Genomic DNA, 15,697 nt, shown 5'->3' with positions numbered 1-15,697 from the left:
GGCCGCAATGAGAAAAGCGCGCTTCTTGCGGAGCGCGCTTTTTTTATGGGCGTTGCGTTCTGATGTTCAAGTCGATGTCGATGTCGATGGCGCGCGTTATCGGCAAATCAACTTCGCTCGCACCGCGCCACGCAGCGCGTTCGTGAGCAGGAGCGCTTCGGCGTTCAGCACGTCGTCGCGCGTGAGCACGCGTTCGGTCGCGGCGAAACTGGCGTCGTCGAGCAGCACGCCGCGCATCACGCCCGGCAACACGCCCGAGGCAAGCGGCGGCGTGAACCATGCGCCGTTCAGCTTCACGAACACGTTCGAGCGGCCGCCTTCGGTCAATTCGCCGCGCTCGTTGAAGAACAGCATGTCGAAGCCGCCCTGCGCTTCGGCCTCGCGCCACGCACGGTCAAATTCCGCGCGGCGCGTGGTCTTGCGCAGCAACAGCGCGTCGCCGGAAGCGACGGGCGCGAAGCCGTGATCCGACGCGAACAGCACGCCAACCTCGACGCCCGCGAGCGGCGCCAGCGGCGCGGACGTCAGCGCGATCGCGCCGCTTTTCCCGAGCGCAAGCCGCACGCGATGCGGTGCATGTTCATCGCCGATATCAAACGCGGCGCAAGTTTCATCGATTCGCGCGCGAATCGCCTCGACATCGCACGCGAACCCGAACCACGCCGCGCTCGCCGCGAGCCGCGCAAGATGGCGATCGAGATGACGCACGCCCAACGCGCGCGTGGCATACATCGTTTCGAAGCATTCGATGCCCGGATCGGCGGCGGTCAGGAAACGCGCTTTCAGGCGGCACTCCTCATATTCGTCGGCGGCCACGCTGTCGAGCACGATGCCCGCGCCTACGCCCATTTCGCCGCGCCGCGTGGTGTCGTGCGTCGTGTCGTCCGTGGCCTCGTACTTCGAGCGCGACGCGTCGAGCGTGAGCGTGCGAATCACGACGGAGAGGCAAAAGTCGCCGCAGGCGTCATCACCCGCAGGCGCATCGAGCCAGCCGATCGTGCCGGTGTACAGCCCGCGCGGTGCGTGCTCCAGCGCTTCGATCAATTCCATCGTGCGATGCTTGGGCGCGCCCGTGATCGAGCCGCAGGGAAACAACGCACGCATGGCAGCGGCGAACGTCATGCCTTTACGCGCGCGCGCTTCGACCGTCGACGTCATCTGCCACACGGAGGCATATGGCTCGACGCTGAACAGCGCCGGCACGCGCACCGATCCCGTCACGGCGACGCGCGCGAGATCGTTGCGCAGCAAGTCGACGATCATCACGTTTTCTGCGCGATTCTTGGGATCGTTGGCGAGAAAGCGCGCGGCAGCCGCGTCTTCGCGGGCATCGGCCGAACGCGCGGCGGTGCCCTTCATCGGGCGGGCGCGCAAGGTATCGCCTCGCTTTTCGACGAAGAGTTCCGGCGAACACGACAACACCCAGCGGTCGCCGGGCAGCGCGATGAGCGCGCCGTAACGCACGCGCTGACGCTCGCGCAAACGCCGGTACAACGCGAGCGGCGCGCCGAACGCCTCGAAACCGAGCCGGTACGTGTAATTGATCTGATACGACTCGCCCGCGCGCAACGCGTCCTGCACCGCGGCGATATCGCGCTCGAAGCGCTCGCGCGTCACGCCCGGCGTCAGGTTCGCGACGCCTGCGGGCGCGGGCTGCTCGCGGCCTTCCTGCGCGGCGAGCCAGGCGTCGGCTTCGTCGCGCGAGAGTTTCTCGCAACGTTCGAACAATAAAAAACGCAGCGCGGCATGGCCGGGCTGCGTTTCGGGAGATTGGGCGATGTCTTGCTGCGCGAATTCGAGCGCGCGCCCGAACTCGTAATCGCCGATCACGAGCGCGTGACGCGTGGCGCCCGCAGCCGTGCGAAATTCGGCGTTCACCTGCGCGCACACGGCTTCGAGATCGGCCGCATGCGTGCACGCGACTTCCCGCACGAAACCCGTATAGAGACGGCTCGAGCGACGCGCGGCCGTCGAATCGCCATCGTCGAGCAGCGCGAAGACCGCGCCGCTGTTTTCCACTGCCATTGCTTTGACTACCTGCTACTGCGTGCCGGATCGAACGCTTGCGAGCGCGAGCCTGCACTCACGCTCGCGCCTTGCGCGTTTAATCGAAGAAACTCTTCACGCGGTCGAACCAGCTCTTGCTTTGCGGACTGTGACGCGGGCCGCCTTCCACGAGCGACTTCTCGAACTGCTGAAGCAGCTCACGCTGGTTGTCGGTGAGCTTGACCGGCGTTTCCACCTGCACGTGCACGTAGAGATCGCCCGCAATGCTCGAACGCAGACCCTTGATGCCCTTGCCACGCAAGCGGAACGTCTTGCCCGACTGCGTGCCTTCGGGCACCGGGAAGGTCGCGCGGCCCGCCAGCGTGGGCACTTCGATCTCGCCGCCGAGCGCCGCCGTGGTGAACGGGATCGGCATCTGGCAATGCAGGTCGTCGCCGTCGCGCTCGAACACCGCGTGCTGCTTGATGTGGATTTCCACATACAGGTCGCCCGACGGCCCGCCGTTGATGCCCGGCTCGCCGTTGCCGGCCGAGCGAATGCGCATGCCGTCGTCGATGCCCGCCGGAATCTTCACTTCGAGCGTCTTGGTTTCCTTCACCTTGCCCGCGCCGTGGCAGTTCGTGCACGGTTCGGGAATGTAGGAACCCGTGCCGTGGCACTTCGGGCAGGTTTGCTGAATGCTGAAAAAGCCCTGCGACATGCGCACCGAACCCGAACCGTGACAGGTCGGGCAGGTTTCAGGCTTGGTGCCGGGCTTCGCGCCCGAACCGTGACACACTTCGCAACCGCTCCAGCCCGGTACGCGAATCTGCGTTTCGTAGCCGTGCGCGGCCTGCTCCAGCGTGATTTCCATGCTGTAGCGCAAGTCGGCGCCGCGATACACCTGCGGACCGCTGCGCTGCTGGCCACCGCGCGCACCGGCGGCCTGGCCGAAGATATCGCCGAAAATATCGCCGAAGGCATCGGCAAAACCGCCAAAGCCCTGCGCACCGGCGCCGCCCATGTTCGGATCGACGCCCGCATGGCCGTACTGGTCGTATGCCGCGCGCTTTTGCGAATCCGACAGCATTTCATAGGCCTCTTTGACCTCCTTGAAATGCTCTTCCGCATCCTTGTTGTCCGGATTGCGGTCGGGGTGATACTTCATCGCCAGCTTGCGATACGCCTTCTTGATTTCGTCGTCGCTCGCGTTCTTCGCGACGCCCAGAACCTCGTAGTAATCCCGTTTCGCCATATCGGTTCAACGCCGGCCGCACACCTCACGGCGAGCGCCGGCTCCTCTTGAATGCTGGATCGCGTGACCCGTTCGCCGTTCCGCTGCTTACCCGCACGCGCGCTTCATGCGCACGTTTGGGCCCCTGAAACAGAACGGCCTCTATAAAACAAATGTGCCCGGGGGGCCAAACGGCCCGCCAGGCGCTGCATGCCGATGCGCATCGTAACCGATGCCACCGCGCTCCGGTCCAGACAATCGGGCCGCAACCCACGGTTACCCGGTAAGGTTGCGGCCGTCATGACCGGACTTAGTCCTTCTTCACTTCCTTGAACTCGGCGTCGACCACGTCGTCGGCGTGATCGTGCGCGCCCTGCTCCGCACCGCCGGCGCTTGCACCTGCGGCACCGGCTGCGCCTGCCGCACCGGCCTGCTGCGCCTGCATGTCGGCGTACATCTTTTCGCCGAGCTTCTGCGAAGCCGTGGAGAGCACTTCGACCTTGGCGTCGATCTCAGCCTTGTCGGCCGACGCGCTCTTGAGCGTGTCTTCGAGATCCTTCAGCGCGGCTTCGATCTTTTCCTTTTCCGAGGCGTCGATCTTGTCGCCGTATTCGGCCACGGCCTTCTTCGTGCTGTGCACGAGAGCGTCGCCCTGGTTACGCGCGTCGGCGATCTCACGCAGACGGTGATCTTCTTCCGCGTTCGCTTCGGCGTCCTTCACCATCTTCTCGATTTCGGCTTCCGAGAGGCCCGAGTTCGCCTTGATGGTGATGCGGTTTTCCTTGCCCGTGGCCTTGTCCTTCGCGCCCACGTGCAGAATGCCGTTCGCGTCGATGTCGAAGCTCACTTCGATCTGCGGCACGCCGCGCGGTGCGGGCGGAATGCCTTCGAGGTTGAACTCGCCGAGCAGCTTGTTGCCCGCCGCCATTTCGCGCTCGCCCTGGAACACCTTGATCGTCACGGCCGACTGGCTGTCGTCCGCCGTCGAGTAGACCTGTGCGTGCTTGGTCGGGATCGTCGTGTTCTTGTTGATCATCTTCGTCATCACGCCGCCGAGCGTCTCGATACCGAGCGAAAGCGGGGTGACGTCGAGCAGCAGCACGTCCTTGCGGTCGCCCGAGAGAACCTGGCCTTGAATCGCGGCGCCCACGGCCACGGCTTCGTCCGGGTTCACGTCACGGCGCGGGTCCTTGCCGAAGAATTCCTTGACCTTCTCCTGCACCTTCGGCATACGCGTCTGGCCGCCGACGAGGATCACGTCGTCGATGTCGCTGACCTTCACGCCCGCGTCCTTGATCGCCACGCGGCACGGTTCCATCGTGCGTTCGATCAGGTCTTCGACCAGCGCTTCCAGCTTGGCGCGCGTGATCTTCAGGTTCAAGTGCTTCGGACCCGAGGCGTCGGCCGTGATGTACGGCAGGTTGATTTCGGTCTGTTGACCCGACGACAGCTCGATCTTGGCCTTTTCAGCGGCTTCCTTCAGGCGTTGCAGCGCGAGCACGTCCTTCGAGAGGTCCACGCCCTGCTCTTTCTTGAATTCGCCGATGATGTAATCGATGATGCGCTGGTCGAAGTCTTCACCGCCGAGGAACGTGTCGCCGTTGGTCGAGAGCACTTCGAACTGCATTTCGCCGTCGACATCGGCGATTTCGATGATCGAGATGTCGAACGTGCCGCCGCCCAGGTCGAACACGGCGATCTTGCGGTCGCCCTTTTCGGCCTTGTCGAGGCCGAATGCCAGTGCGGCTGCGGTCGGTTCGTTGATGATGCGCTTGACTTCCAGACCGGCGATACGGCCTGCGTCCTTGGTGGCTTGACGCTGGCTGTCGTTGAAGTACGCGGGAACCGTGATCACGGCTTCCGTGACCGGCTCGCCGAGGTAGTCTTCAGCGGTCTTCTTCATCTTGCGCAGCACTTCGGCCGAAACCTGCGACGGCGCGAGCTTTTCGCCATGGGCTTCGACCCATGCGTCGCCGTTGTCGTGCTTGACGATCTTGTAGGGCATCAGGTTGATGTCCTTCTGCACTTCCTTCTCGTCGAAGCGGCGGCCGATCAGGCGCTTGACGGCGTACAGCGTGTTGCGCGGGTTCGTGACCGACTGGCGCTTGGCCGGCGCGCCGACCAGCACTTCGTTGTCGTCCATGTAGGCGATGATCGACGGCGTCGTACGGGCGCCTTCGGAGTTCTCGATCACCTTGACCTGATTGCCTTCCATCAGCGCCACGCACGAGTTGGTGGTGCCGAGGTCAATACCAATGATTTTGCCCATTTTTCTCAATTCTCCAATTTTCGATCGCTGTGCGGCGGCGTCTTGCGCGTGGACAACCTGGGGTTGCTCGCGCCTCGCGACCGCATGAATTCGGAACTGCTGCTCAAATAAGCGCCGAAACGGCGTTTTCAAGGGGTTTGAGCTATGCGTTCCATCATTTTTTTCAATCGGCGGACAGATTTGAATACCCGTTCCGCCGACTCATCCCCGCTGACCTTACGTCTTGCTTTCTTGCTGCCGGCGCCGCCGGCTTATTTCGGTGCCGAAACGGTCACGAGCGCCGGGCGCAGCACGCGGTCGGCGATCACATAGCCCTTCTGGAGCACGTTGACGACGGTGTTGGCTTCCTGCTCGGACGGCACCATCGAAATGGCCTGATGGCGATGCGGGTCGAATTTTTCGCCAACCGGATTGATGGCGAGGACCTTGCCCTTCTCGAGCGCGCCCACTAGCTGCTTGAGCGTGAGTTCGACGCCTTCGTTGACCTTCGCGAGGTCGTCGGAACCGTGCGCGAGCGCGGCTTCGAGGCTGTCCATGACCGGCAGCAGATGCTCGGCGAAGTTTTCGATCGCGAACTTGTGCGCCTTCTGGACGTCTTCCTGCGCGCGGCGGCGCACGTTTTCCGTCTCGGCCTTGGCGCGAATGAACGCGTCCTGCAATTCGGCGATTTTCGCCTGGGCTTCGGCCAGCGCCGCGTCCACGCCGCCTTGGGCCGCTTGCTCGTTCGCCGCCGTTTCCGGCTGGGCGTTGGCCTGCGACGCCTCGTCCGCGGGCGTGGGGTTCTGGCTCGTCGGGTTCTCTTGCGTGTTTTCCATGTCGCTGAACGTCGTTGATGGGTGAAAAAGGGAACGAAGCGTAGTCGGTTGCGCGCCGCGCGACGACTGCCTGCGGCGCATCGTTGTTCCGGCGCCACATTCGCTTCATGCATTGCGACAGCACATGGGTGCCGCATCGCTTGTTTCAAGGGCCTTTCACGGCTTTTTTAAACGTGGATCAAGCCGCGGAAACCGCCGGTTACAACCATTACCGCAGTGCCGCAAGATTGAAATTGAGTCCGCTCGAAGCGTGACCTACACTCAGGAACAGGTGCTGCTCACGACACGTTTACCCTGAGTTCGGCACCGCACTGAACCGGCCTTGCGTTTTGCCTCGAATCTGCTAGCAAAATGCTTACGCAAGGCCTTGAACCCGGCGGTTTACCGCCATCCGCTGTTGCAACCGTCCAGGGAGTACCGTGAAACTGACCTTTGCCATTTCGGTGGTCGCGCTGGTACTCATCGCGGGGACCACCACCATCTGCATGTCGGGTGCCGTCACGGAAAACACGACGGAATACGGCAGCGCGCACGCCACCATGGAAGCGCTGTTCAACCCTCACGCGAAAGTTTGTCGATAGTGCGCCGGTCGCGTTTGGTCGGCCGCCCCTGCAACACCGCCGCCGGTTCGCGAAAGAGCCGGCGCCGCTCCTGCTCGGCCGTGCGTTTCGCGCGGCCCGCTTCGGTTTCGGCATAAAGCGTCTGCGCGATGCTCGCCGGGCCGCGTACCTCGCAAATCCCCAGCACCTCGACTTCCCACTGCACGTGATCGATCTCGATCTGCACGAGATCGCCCACGCGCACGTCCTTCGAAGCCTTGACCGCTTCGCCGGCAATGCGCACGTGGCCCTTGTTCACCGCGTCCGAGGCAAGTGAGCGCGTCTTGAAGAACCGCGCGTTCCACAGCCATTTGTCGATGCGCAAACGCGCCGAGGGTTCCGTCGAAATCTTGTAGTTCATCGAGATTGTTTCCTGGCGAACGCGAGTGCGGCGGTGCGCCAACGCACGCCAGCGCCGCCCGCACGCTTATTGCCGGCCTGGGCGCGCTTTAGCTCGCTAGGCCGATACCCCACCGCGCGCAAGTCTTACGCCGCCGCGCTCACCGGCGAAACCGCCTGCACCGGCCAGCCCTGCAGCTGCTGCGCGACGATCTCGCCTAGCGCCGCGATCCACGTGGGCGAGGCGTTCAGGCACGGAATGCGGTGAAACTCCTTGCCGCCGCCGTGCAGGAATTCGTCGCGCACTTCCATGCCGATTTCCTCGATGGTTTCGAGACAATCGGCCGTGAAACCGGGACAGAACACGTCGGCGCGACGCACACCGCCCGCGCCCAGTTCCTTGAGCGTGGGCGCCGTGTACGGCTGGAGCCACTGCGCCTTGCCGAAGCGCGACTGGAACGTGACGCGGCATTCGACCGGCGTGAGTTCGAGCGCGTGCATGAGCAGCGAGGCCGTTTGCTGACATTGATCGTGATACGGGTCGCCGAGATCGAGCGTGCGGCTCGGCACGCCATGAAAGCTCAGCACGAGCCGGTCGCCGGCCGCGAAATCGGGGCGGCCGTGCGCGTGCCAGTATTGATGCACCTGCGCGGCCAGCGCGCCGATATAGGCCGGATGGTCGTGATAGCCGCGCACCGTGCGAATTTCGGGCTGGTTGCGCATGCGCCGCAACGCGACGAACGCGGCGTCGAACGCCGTGGCCGTGGTCGACGCCGAGTATTGCGGGTACATCGGCATGAGCAGAATGCGCTCGGCGCCCGCGAGCTTGAGCTGGTTCAGCATCGCCGGGATGTCGGGCGTGCCGTAGCGCATCGCGTAATCGACGAGCACGGTGTAGTCGTTGATCTGAAAGAGATGCCGCAGCGCGTCGGTCTGCTTTTGCGTATGCACGCGCAGCGGCGAGCCTTCGGGCGTCCAGACGGCCGCGTATTTTTTCGCGGAAGAGCGACCGCGCAGCGGCAGGATCAGCGCGCGCAGGATCACCTGCCAGATGGCGGCGGGAATCTCGACCACGCGCGGATCGGACAGAAACTGCGCGAGATAGCGCCGCACGGCGCGCGGCGTGGGCGCGTCGGGCGTGCCGAGATTGATGAGCAGCACGGCGACGCGGTGCGCCGCAGCCGACTGCAGAGGCCGCTCCAGGTCGAAACGCATAGGCGATCAGAGACGCCGCGCGCGTGGCGCAGCAACGGTGGCAGGAGAAAACATTATAGCGGGCGCCCTGCGCGGGCCGCCCCGGCGGGGTTTGCCGGGCGTTTTGCGGCGCCTGCGCGAGCTTCGCCTGCGGTTGGCCCGAACGTTAGCCGTTCGGCTAATGGCGCGCGGGCGCGGCTTTCGGCGATGATCGGTACCAAGGCAGGCGGGCTGGGAGCCTAGTTCTGGCTGAGCGTGAGCGAGAGCAGCCGCGCCGTGATGTCGACAATTGGAATCACGCGGTTGTAAGCCATGCGCGTCGGGCCGATCACGCCGAGCGTGCCCACGATCTTGCCGTTCACCTCGTACGGCGCGGTCACCACGCTCATTTCCTCGATCGGCACGAGTTGCGACTCGCCGCCAATGAAGATCTGCACGCCCTGCGCGTGGCTCGAGACGTCGAGCAGTTGCAGGAGGCTGGTTTTCTGGTCGAACACGTCGAACAGCTTGCGCAGGCGCGCCATGTCCGAAGAAAGATCGGCCACTTCGAGCAGGTTGCGCTCGCCGGAAATGAGCACGGTGTCGCCGGTTTCGGATTCTTCGGTGCTCGCGGTCACGGCCGCGTGCATGAGCGAGGTCATGTCGCCGCGCAGCGCGTCGATTTCCTCGCGCAGGCGCGCGCGCACCTCGTCGAACGAGAGGCCCGCGAAATGCGCGTTGATGTAATTGGAGGCTTCGGTGAGTTCGGAAAGCGTGAAATCGCGCTGGGTGGCCATGATGCGATTCTGCACGTCGCCTTCGGGCGTCACGATGATCAGCAGAATGCGCTTGTCCGACAGGCGCATGAATTCGATCTGCTTGAACACGTGGCTGCGGCGCGGCGTGAGCACCACGCCCGCGAACTGCGAAAGGTTCGAGAGCACGCTCGCGGCGGCGGCCACCACCTTTTGCGGCTCGCCGGGGCGCAGCGTGGTTTTCACTGCGCGCGTGAGCGCGTCTTCGTCGCCGGAAGGCTCGACGGTGAGCATGGTGTCCACGAACAACCGGTAGCCGCGCGGCGTGGGCACCCGCCCGGCCGAGGTGTGCGGGCTCGACACGAGCCCCAGTTCCTCGAGGTCGGACATGACATTGCGGATCGTTGCCGGGCTCAACTCCAGGCCGGAATAGCGCGACAAAGTGCGCGAGCCGACCGGCTGACCTTCGGCGATGTAGCGCTCGATCAGCGTTTTGAGGAGGGTTTGTGCGCGGGGATCTAGCATGACTGAAAATTCTAGCCTAATGCCGTGTCGGCGGCGAGTACGGGCGCGCCATGCACGCGGGCCATCGGGCGCCGGCGCAGCAGCCGCGCCCACGTGGGCTGCCACGCACAGGGTGCCCCGGATTGGCGCAGGCGGTGCGCACCGTCTGCGCGCACTGTCATCGCCATGTCACTTGCGGCGGGCTGGAACGCGCCACCCGCAAGGCTTGCGGGCGGGCGCGGCGGTCGATTCATCGCACCCGGATTGTTCTTTTCGCGACCTGACTATGGTGTAATGCCGGCATGCAGATCCAGAAGATCCAGAGCCAGTTCAAGACCGTTGCGCTCGTCGGGCGCAGCAATACGCCGGGCATCGCCGAGCCGTTGCTCGCGCTCGCGCAAACTATCGCCAAACGCGGCTTCGACGTCGTGTTCGAGGCGCATACCGCGGCCGAAATCGGCGCGGAAGGCTATCCCGCGCTGCAGCCCGCCGAGATCGGCGCGCGCGCGGACGTGGCCGTCGTGCTCGGCGGCGACGGCACCATGCTCGGCATCGGCCGCCAGCTCGCGCCGTACCGCACGCCGCTCATCGGCATCAACCATGGCCGGCTCGGCTTCATCACCGACATCCCGTTCGCCGACATGCAGGAGATCGTGCCGCAACTGCTGGCCGGCTCGTTCGAGCGCGAAGAACGCTCGCTGCTCGAATCGCGCATCACGCGCGACGGCGACCCGATCTATCACGCGCTGGCCTTCAACGACGTGGTCGTGAACCGCAGCGGCTTCTCGGGCATGGCGGAACTGCGCGTGAACGTGGACGGCCGCTTCATGTACAACCAGCGCTCGGACGGCCTGATCGTCGCCACGCCCACGGGCTCGACGGCGTACGCGCTGTCGTCGCAAGGGCCGATTCTGCATCCGCAACTGCAAGGCATCGTGCTCGTGCCCATCGCGCCGCACGCGCTCTCGAACCGGCCCATCGTGCTGCCTGACGACAGCAAGGTGAGCATCCAGATCGTGGCGGGTCGCGACGTCAACGTGAACTTCGACATGCAGTCGTTCACGGCGCTCGAACTCGGCGACGTGATCGAGGTGCGGCGCTCGCGCCATACCGTGCCCTTCCTGCATCCCGTCGGCTATAGCTACTACGCCACGCTGCGCAAGAAGCTGCACTGGAACGAACATCCGTCGCTGCAAGGCGATCCCGAAGAGTGAGGCCGCGGCGCTTTCGCTGAGCGGCCGCGCCGCGGTCGACTCGCGCGGCGCCGCCCGCATCGAGGCCTGCGCGACCGCCATCCGTCCGGCGCGCACGCCCACCCCGACGCAGACTTCCACGCACCTGCACACGCACACGCACACGCCACCATGCTCCGCCATCTTTCGATTCGCGACTTCGTGATCGTCGCGGCGCTCGATCTCGAATTCGACAGCGGCTTCACCGTGTTTTCCGGCGAAACGGGCGCGGGCAAGTCGATTCTCATCGACGCCCTCGCGCTCACGCTTGGCGCGCGCGCCGACGCCTCCGTCGTGCGCACCGGCGCATCGCGCGCCGACATCACCGCCGAATTCGACGTGCCCTCCTACGCGGCGCAGTGGCTCGACGAGCACGCGCTCGCGAATCACGACGACGACGGCCAGCACACGGTCATGATGCGGCGCGTGGTCGATAGCGGCGGGCGCTCGCGCGCGTTCATCAACGGCACGCCGGCCACGCTCGCCCAGTTGCGCGAGATCGGCGAAATGCTGGTCGACATTCACGGCCAGCACGCGCATCAATTGCTCATGCGCCCCGACGCGCAGCGCGAACTCTTCGACACGCACGCGGGTTTGACCGAACTCGCCGCCGCCGTCACGCGCCAGTGGCGCGGCGCGCGCGACGCGCGTCAGGCGGTGGAAGCGGCGCAGGCGCGCGATCGCGAACTGCAGCTCGAACGCGAGCGTCTCGCGTGGCAGCTCGCGGAACTCGACAAGCTCGCGCCGCAGCCCGGCGAGTGGGAAGAGGTCAACGCGGAGCACCTGCGGCTCTCCCACTCGGCCAATCTGATCGACGGCGTGCAAGGCGCGCTCGCGGCGCTCTCCGAATCGGACGAGGCGATGCTCTCGCATCTGAATTCGATCGTCTCCAAGGTGCGCGATCTCGCCGAAATCGACCCGGCGCTCAACGACGCGCTCGCGGCGCTCGAACCCGCGTCCATCCAGTTACAGGAAGCCGCGTACTCGCTGTCGCACTACGCGCAGCGCCTCGAACTCGACCCGCAGCGGCTCGCGCAGGTCGAACGCCGCCTGGACGCGCTGCATTCGGCGGCGCGCAAGTTCCGCTTGCAAGCCGAAACGCTGCCCGAGGAACACGCGGCGCGCCGCGAGCAACTGGCCGCGCTCGACGCCGCCGCCGATCTCGACGGCCTGCGCGCCGCCGCCGAAAAGGCGCACGAGGCGTATCTCGTGGAAGCGAAGCAACTGTCCAAAGCGCGCGCGAAGGCCGCGAAGGCACTCGGCGCGGCGGTCACGCAAGGCATGCAGGAATTGTCGATGGCGGGCGGCAGCTTCGAGGTCGCGCTGGTGCCCATCGGCAACAAGGAAAGCGGCGGCGCGCACGGGCTGGAGCAGATCGAGTTTCGCGTCGCGGGGCATGAAGGCGTGCCGCTGCGGCCGCTCGCAAAGATCGCCTCGGGCGGCGAACTCGCGCGGATCAGCCTCGCGCTCGCCGTGATCGCGAGCGCGGCGAGCCCCACGCCCACGCTGATCTTCGACGAAGTGGACACCGGCATTGGCGGCGGCGTGGCCGAAGTCGTCGGGCGTTTGCTGCATCAACTCGGCGGCGCGCGTCAGGTGCTGTGCGTCACGCACTTGCCGCAGGTCGCGGCGCGCGGCGATCACCATTTCCAGGTGGCGAAGTCGAGCGATGGGCAAGGCGGCACGGTTTCGGCGGTCACGCCGCTCGACAAGACCGGCCGCGTGGAAGAAGTCGCGCGCATGCTCGGCGGGCTGGAAATCACGGCAACCACGCGCCGGCACGCGAAGGAAATGCTGGCGGCGTGAGGGTTTGGCGCTCGCGCTTCCCTAAGTGAGTAAAGGCGCGCCGCGCTTCGCGCGCCCAACGGCGGATCGCTAGCCGAAAAAACTACCCGCGCTCCCCAAACACCCGCTTCCACAACGCCAGCACCGCGACGCGCTCGGCTTCCACGCGTGCGGGCTCGACGCGCGCCGTCTCCATGCCGTCGAGCCGCAACTGATGCTGGAGCTTGCGATACAGCCGGTACGCCGAGCCGATCGTCTCCGCCTCATCCTCGCTCATCAGCCCGAAACGCGACACCTCGCGCAGCAGCGCGATATTGCCCGTGTTGCGGATCAGCTCGGGGTCCTGCGCCGCGTGCAGCAACACCCAGTACTGCACCAGAAACTCGATGTCGACCATGCCGCCGCGATCGTGTTTGAGGTCGAACAGCGCCGTGCGATTCGGATGGCCGTCCTCCACGCGCTGGCGCATTTCCACGATTTCCTTCGCGAGCGGCGCGGCGTCACGCGGCGTGGTGAGCACCTGCACGCGAATCGCCTCGAAGGTATTGCCGATGGCCGCGTCGCCCGCCGAAAAGCGCGCGCGCGTGAGCGCCTGGTGCTCCCAGACCCACGCCGTGTTGGCCGCGTCGCCTTCGCGCAGCTGATAACGGCGGAACGAGTCGAGGTCGGTGACGAGCAGACCCGACTCGCCGTTGGGCCGCAGGCGCAGGTCGATGTCGAACAGCGTGCCCGCGCCCGTTGCCGTGGTGAGCCAGGTGATGAGGCGGCGCGCGAACGTCGCGTAGATCTCCGCGGCGCGCTCGTCCTCGTCGTCGTACAGAAAGATGATGTCGAGATCCGACGCGTAGCCGAGTTCCTTGCCGCCCAGCTTGCCGTAAGCGATGGCCGCGAAGCGCGGCACCTCGCGGTGGCGTTTGGCGTACTGCTTCCAGACCGTTTCGATGGTGACGTCGAGCACGGCGTCGGCGAGTTCGGAGAGCCGGTCGCTCACGTGCTCGACCGAGAGCCGGCCACCCAGATCGTTCAGCAGAATGCGGAACACCTCGGCCTGGTGCGCGTGGCGCAGCAGGTCCATCTGCTGCTCCATGTCGGTGGCGGTGGCGAGGCGCGCGCGCAGCAGACGCGAGAACTGCGGCCAGTCGAACGGCGTGAACACGGCCTCGTCGTCGAGCAGTTCGTCCAGCAGTTGCGGATGGCGGATCAGATAGCCCGCGCCCCAGCGCGAGGCGCCCAGCACCTTGAGCACGCGGTTGAGCGCGTCCGGGTATTCGGTGAGCAGCGCGAGATACGCGCCGCGCCGGATCACGGCTTCGAGCAGGTCGAACATGCGCGCGAGCGTGTCGCCGCGGCGCGCGCGCGGCTCCAGCGTGGCTGCCGCGTCGAGCGCGCGCTGCGCGACCACGTCGAAACGTTCACGGCTTTTCTCCGGCAGACCGGTGTAGCGCGCCGACTGCCAGAGGCCGCGCAGGCGCGCGAGCAGCGGCGCGGGATCGTCGATGCCGAGTTCGGTGAGGCGCGCGAGCAGGTCGGCGTCGGCGCCTTCTTCCGCCAGCGCGCTGCTCCAGACCCACGCGGCCGCGCCGTCGCCCGCCGCGCCGCCTTCGCCATTCGCGCCGTTGGCCTTGTCGGAGAAAATTTCGGCGAACTGGCGTTCGACCTTCTCGCGATGCGCGTCGAGCACGAGCATCAGCGCGGAATAGTCGGTAAAGCCCATGCTCGCGGCCAGCGCCACGCGTTCGGCGTCGTCCACGGGCATGGCGTGCGTCTGCGCGTCGTCGCGATATTGCAGGCGATGTTCGAGCGTGCGCAGAAAGTTATAGGCGCGCGTGAGGTCGCCGCAGATGTCCGGCGCGATCAGCCCGCGCGCGTTCGCGTAGCCGAGCACGGCGAGCGTCGGGCGCACCCGGAAACCGGCGTCCTGGCCGCCGCGTATGAGCTGAAACACCTGGGCGCTGAATTCGATTTCGCGGATACCGCCGCGCCCGAGCTTGATGTCGTCGGCCTTGTCGGGGCGCATGGTGGCGCGGCGCTGCGCCTCCTGGCGAATCTGCACGTGCAGCGAGCGGATCGCGCTGATCACGCCAAAGTCGAGATAACGCCGGTACACGAACGGCTTGACCAGCGCGTCGAGCTGGCGCGCGAGCCGCAGCGCGCTCTCGCTGTCCTCTTCGGACACGAGCCGCCCCTTGATCCACGCGTAGCGCTCCCACTCGCGGCCCTGCACGTAAAAATATTCCTCCAGCATACCGAGGCTGCACACGAGCGGCCCCGAGTCGCCGTTCGGGCGCAGCCGCATGTCCACGCGAAACACGAAACCGTCGGCGGTCACGTCGGAAAGCGCGCCGATCAGCCGCTTGCCCATGCGCGTGAAGTAATCCTGCGTGGCGATGGGCGAGCGCTGGCCGCCGGTGGTTTCGCCGTCGTCCTCGTAGACGAAGATCAGGTCGATGTCCGACGACACGTTCAGTTCGCGCCCGCCGAGCTTGCCCATGCCGACGACGCCGAGCGTGAGGCGCTCGCCGTTGGGGCCGCGCGGCTCGCCGAACAGCGCTTCGAGGTCGGCGCTCACCGTGTCGATGGCGCGCTGGATCGCCACTTCGGCGAGATCGGTCATGCTGCCCGTGACTTCGGCCACGTCGGCCACGCCGCCCAGATCGCGCTCCATGACCGTGCAGATGACCTCGGTGCGCAACTGGCGCAGCGCTTTTTTCAGCTGCTCGTCGGAGAGCGGCGCGCCGGGTGCGGCGTTTGCTTGAGCACGGATCTGGTCGCTCAGGGCGTCGAGCCGCGCGACGATGGCTTCGCGCGTGAGCGGCGCCGCCGCCAGCGCTTCGACTTGCGCGGCCAGTTCGGGACGCGCCGCGTACACACGCGCCGCGTAACGGGAATAGCTGGAACTCAGGAGAGGAATGTCGGTCATGAAGGCCTGCCTGGCCGGAGAGGTCCGATGTCTCGATCACAGGGGCGGCCCGTCAAGCGTCGTGCGTTTTTGATCGGCGAAACACG

Annotated in this window: 11 protein-coding genes; 3 read left to right on the top strand and 8 right to left on the bottom strand. The window is 65.9% G+C overall.

Features of this window, described 5'->3' with window-relative positions:
* Positions 1-96 precede the first annotated feature (96 nt).
* From pabB to grpE, 4 genes are all read right to left on the bottom strand, one after another.
* On the bottom strand, positions 97-2,025 hold the full coding sequence (gene pabB / locus FAZ98_RS02415) for an aminodeoxychorismate synthase component I (protein WP_158948442.1): 1,929 nt from the start codon (positions 2,023-2,025) through the stop codon (positions 97-99).
* A 79-nt stretch (positions 2,026-2,104) separates the two neighbouring features.
* Positions 2,105-3,241, bottom strand: a complete 1,137-nt coding sequence (gene dnaJ, locus FAZ98_RS02410) for a molecular chaperone DnaJ (RefSeq protein WP_158948440.1) — start codon at positions 3,239-3,241, stop codon at positions 2,105-2,107.
* A gap of 289 nt (positions 3,242-3,530) precedes the next feature.
* Positions 3,531-5,489, bottom strand: coding sequence for a molecular chaperone DnaK (dnaK, locus tag FAZ98_RS02405; protein WP_158948438.1), 1,959 nt, complete (start codon positions 5,487-5,489; stop codon positions 3,531-3,533).
* Positions 5,490-5,740: 251 nt separating this feature from the next.
* Positions 5,741-6,304 (bottom strand): nucleotide exchange factor GrpE, encoded by a 564-nt coding sequence (gene grpE, locus FAZ98_RS02400; RefSeq protein ID WP_158948436.1) that lies wholly within the window; start codon positions 6,302-6,304, stop codon positions 5,741-5,743.
* Between the two features lie 419 nt (positions 6,305-6,723).
* Here grpE and FAZ98_RS35290 point away from each other — a divergent pair, with 419 nt between their 5' ends.
* Positions 6,724-6,885, top strand: a complete 162-nt coding sequence (locus FAZ98_RS35290; RefSeq protein WP_199272281.1) for a hypothetical protein — start codon at positions 6,724-6,726, stop codon at positions 6,883-6,885.
* Here FAZ98_RS35290 and FAZ98_RS02395 read toward each other — a convergent pair.
* The 3 genes from FAZ98_RS02395 to hrcA form a co-directional block, all read right to left on the bottom strand.
* Positions 6,857-7,264 (bottom strand): RNA-binding S4 domain-containing protein, encoded by a 408-nt coding sequence (locus FAZ98_RS02395; protein WP_158948434.1) that lies wholly within the window; start codon positions 7,262-7,264, stop codon positions 6,857-6,859. The two genes, FAZ98_RS35290 and FAZ98_RS02395, sit on opposite strands and share 29 nt — an antisense overlap.
* 125 nt (positions 7,265-7,389) lie before the next feature.
* On the bottom strand, positions 7,390-8,457 hold the full coding sequence (gene hemH, locus FAZ98_RS02390) for a ferrochelatase (protein WP_158948432.1): 1,068 nt from the start codon (positions 8,455-8,457) through the stop codon (positions 7,390-7,392).
* Positions 8,458-8,675: 218 nt separating this feature from the next.
* Complete coding sequence (gene hrcA / locus FAZ98_RS02385) at positions 8,676-9,695, bottom strand: heat-inducible transcriptional repressor HrcA (protein WP_158948430.1); 1,020 nt, start codon at positions 9,693-9,695, stop codon at positions 8,676-8,678.
* Between the two features lie 281 nt (positions 9,696-9,976).
* Between hrcA and FAZ98_RS02380 the strand changes: the two genes are divergently transcribed.
* Both FAZ98_RS02380 and recN read left to right on the top strand, forming a co-directional pair.
* The gene (locus FAZ98_RS02380; RefSeq protein ID WP_158948428.1) at positions 9,977-10,888 is read left to right on the top strand and encodes an NAD kinase; all 912 of its coding nucleotides are present in this window, start codon (positions 9,977-9,979) and stop codon (positions 10,886-10,888) included.
* A gap of 150 nt (positions 10,889-11,038) precedes the next feature.
* The gene (recN, locus tag FAZ98_RS02375) at positions 11,039-12,712 is read left to right on the top strand and encodes a DNA repair protein RecN (protein WP_158948426.1); all 1,674 of its coding nucleotides are present in this window, start codon (positions 11,039-11,041) and stop codon (positions 12,710-12,712) included.
* 82 nt (positions 12,713-12,794) lie between these two features.
* Here recN and glnE read toward each other — a convergent pair whose 3' ends face one another.
* Positions 12,795-15,611 carry a bifunctional [glutamate--ammonia ligase]-adenylyl-L-tyrosine phosphorylase/[glutamate--ammonia-ligase] adenylyltransferase gene (glnE, locus tag FAZ98_RS02370; protein WP_158948424.1) on the bottom strand — a complete coding sequence of 939 codons (2,817 nt, stop codon included), beginning with the start codon at positions 15,609-15,611 and terminating at the stop codon, positions 12,795-12,797.
* Positions 15,612-15,697: the final 86 nt, after the last annotated feature.

This window comes from Paraburkholderia acidisoli (assembly GCF_009789675.1).
Lineage (GTDB): Bacteria > Pseudomonadota > Gammaproteobacteria > Burkholderiales > Burkholderiaceae > Paraburkholderia > Paraburkholderia acidisoli.
Note: the sequence above shows the minus strand (reverse complement) of the source record. Positions and strands in the feature narration are given on the sequence as shown.

Bases quoted from the DNA above. Each gene is read 5' to 3' on its own strand.
- FAZ98_RS02395 (WP_158948434.1), bottom strand. From the start codon at position 7,264: ATGAACTACAAGATTTCGACGGAACCCTCGGCGCGTTTGCGCATCGAC.
- pabB (WP_158948442.1), bottom strand. From the start codon at position 2,025: ATGGCAGTGGAAAACAGCGGCGCGGTCTTCGCGCTGCTCGACGATGGC.
- glnE (WP_158948424.1), bottom strand. From the start codon at position 15,611: ATGACCGACATTCCTCTCCTGAGTTCCAGCTATTCCCGTTACGCGGCG.
- dnaK (WP_158948438.1), bottom strand. From the start codon at position 5,489: ATGGGCAAAATCATTGGTATTGACCTCGGCACCACCAACTCGTGCGTG.
- hrcA (WP_158948430.1), bottom strand. From the start codon at position 9,695: ATGCTAGATCCCCGCGCACAAACCCTCCTCAAAACGCTGATCGAGCGC.
- hemH (WP_158948432.1), bottom strand. From the start codon at position 8,457: ATGCGTTTCGACCTGGAGCGGCCTCTGCAGTCGGCTGCGGCGCACCGC.
- recN (WP_158948426.1), top strand. From the start codon at position 11,039: ATGCTCCGCCATCTTTCGATTCGCGACTTCGTGATCGTCGCGGCGCTC.
- grpE (WP_158948436.1), bottom strand. From the start codon at position 6,304: ATGGAAAACACGCAAGAGAACCCGACGAGCCAGAACCCCACGCCCGCG.
- dnaJ (WP_158948440.1), bottom strand. From the start codon at position 3,241: ATGGCGAAACGGGATTACTACGAGGTTCTGGGCGTCGCGAAGAACGCG.
- FAZ98_RS02380 (WP_158948428.1), top strand. From the start codon at position 9,977: ATGCAGATCCAGAAGATCCAGAGCCAGTTCAAGACCGTTGCGCTCGTC.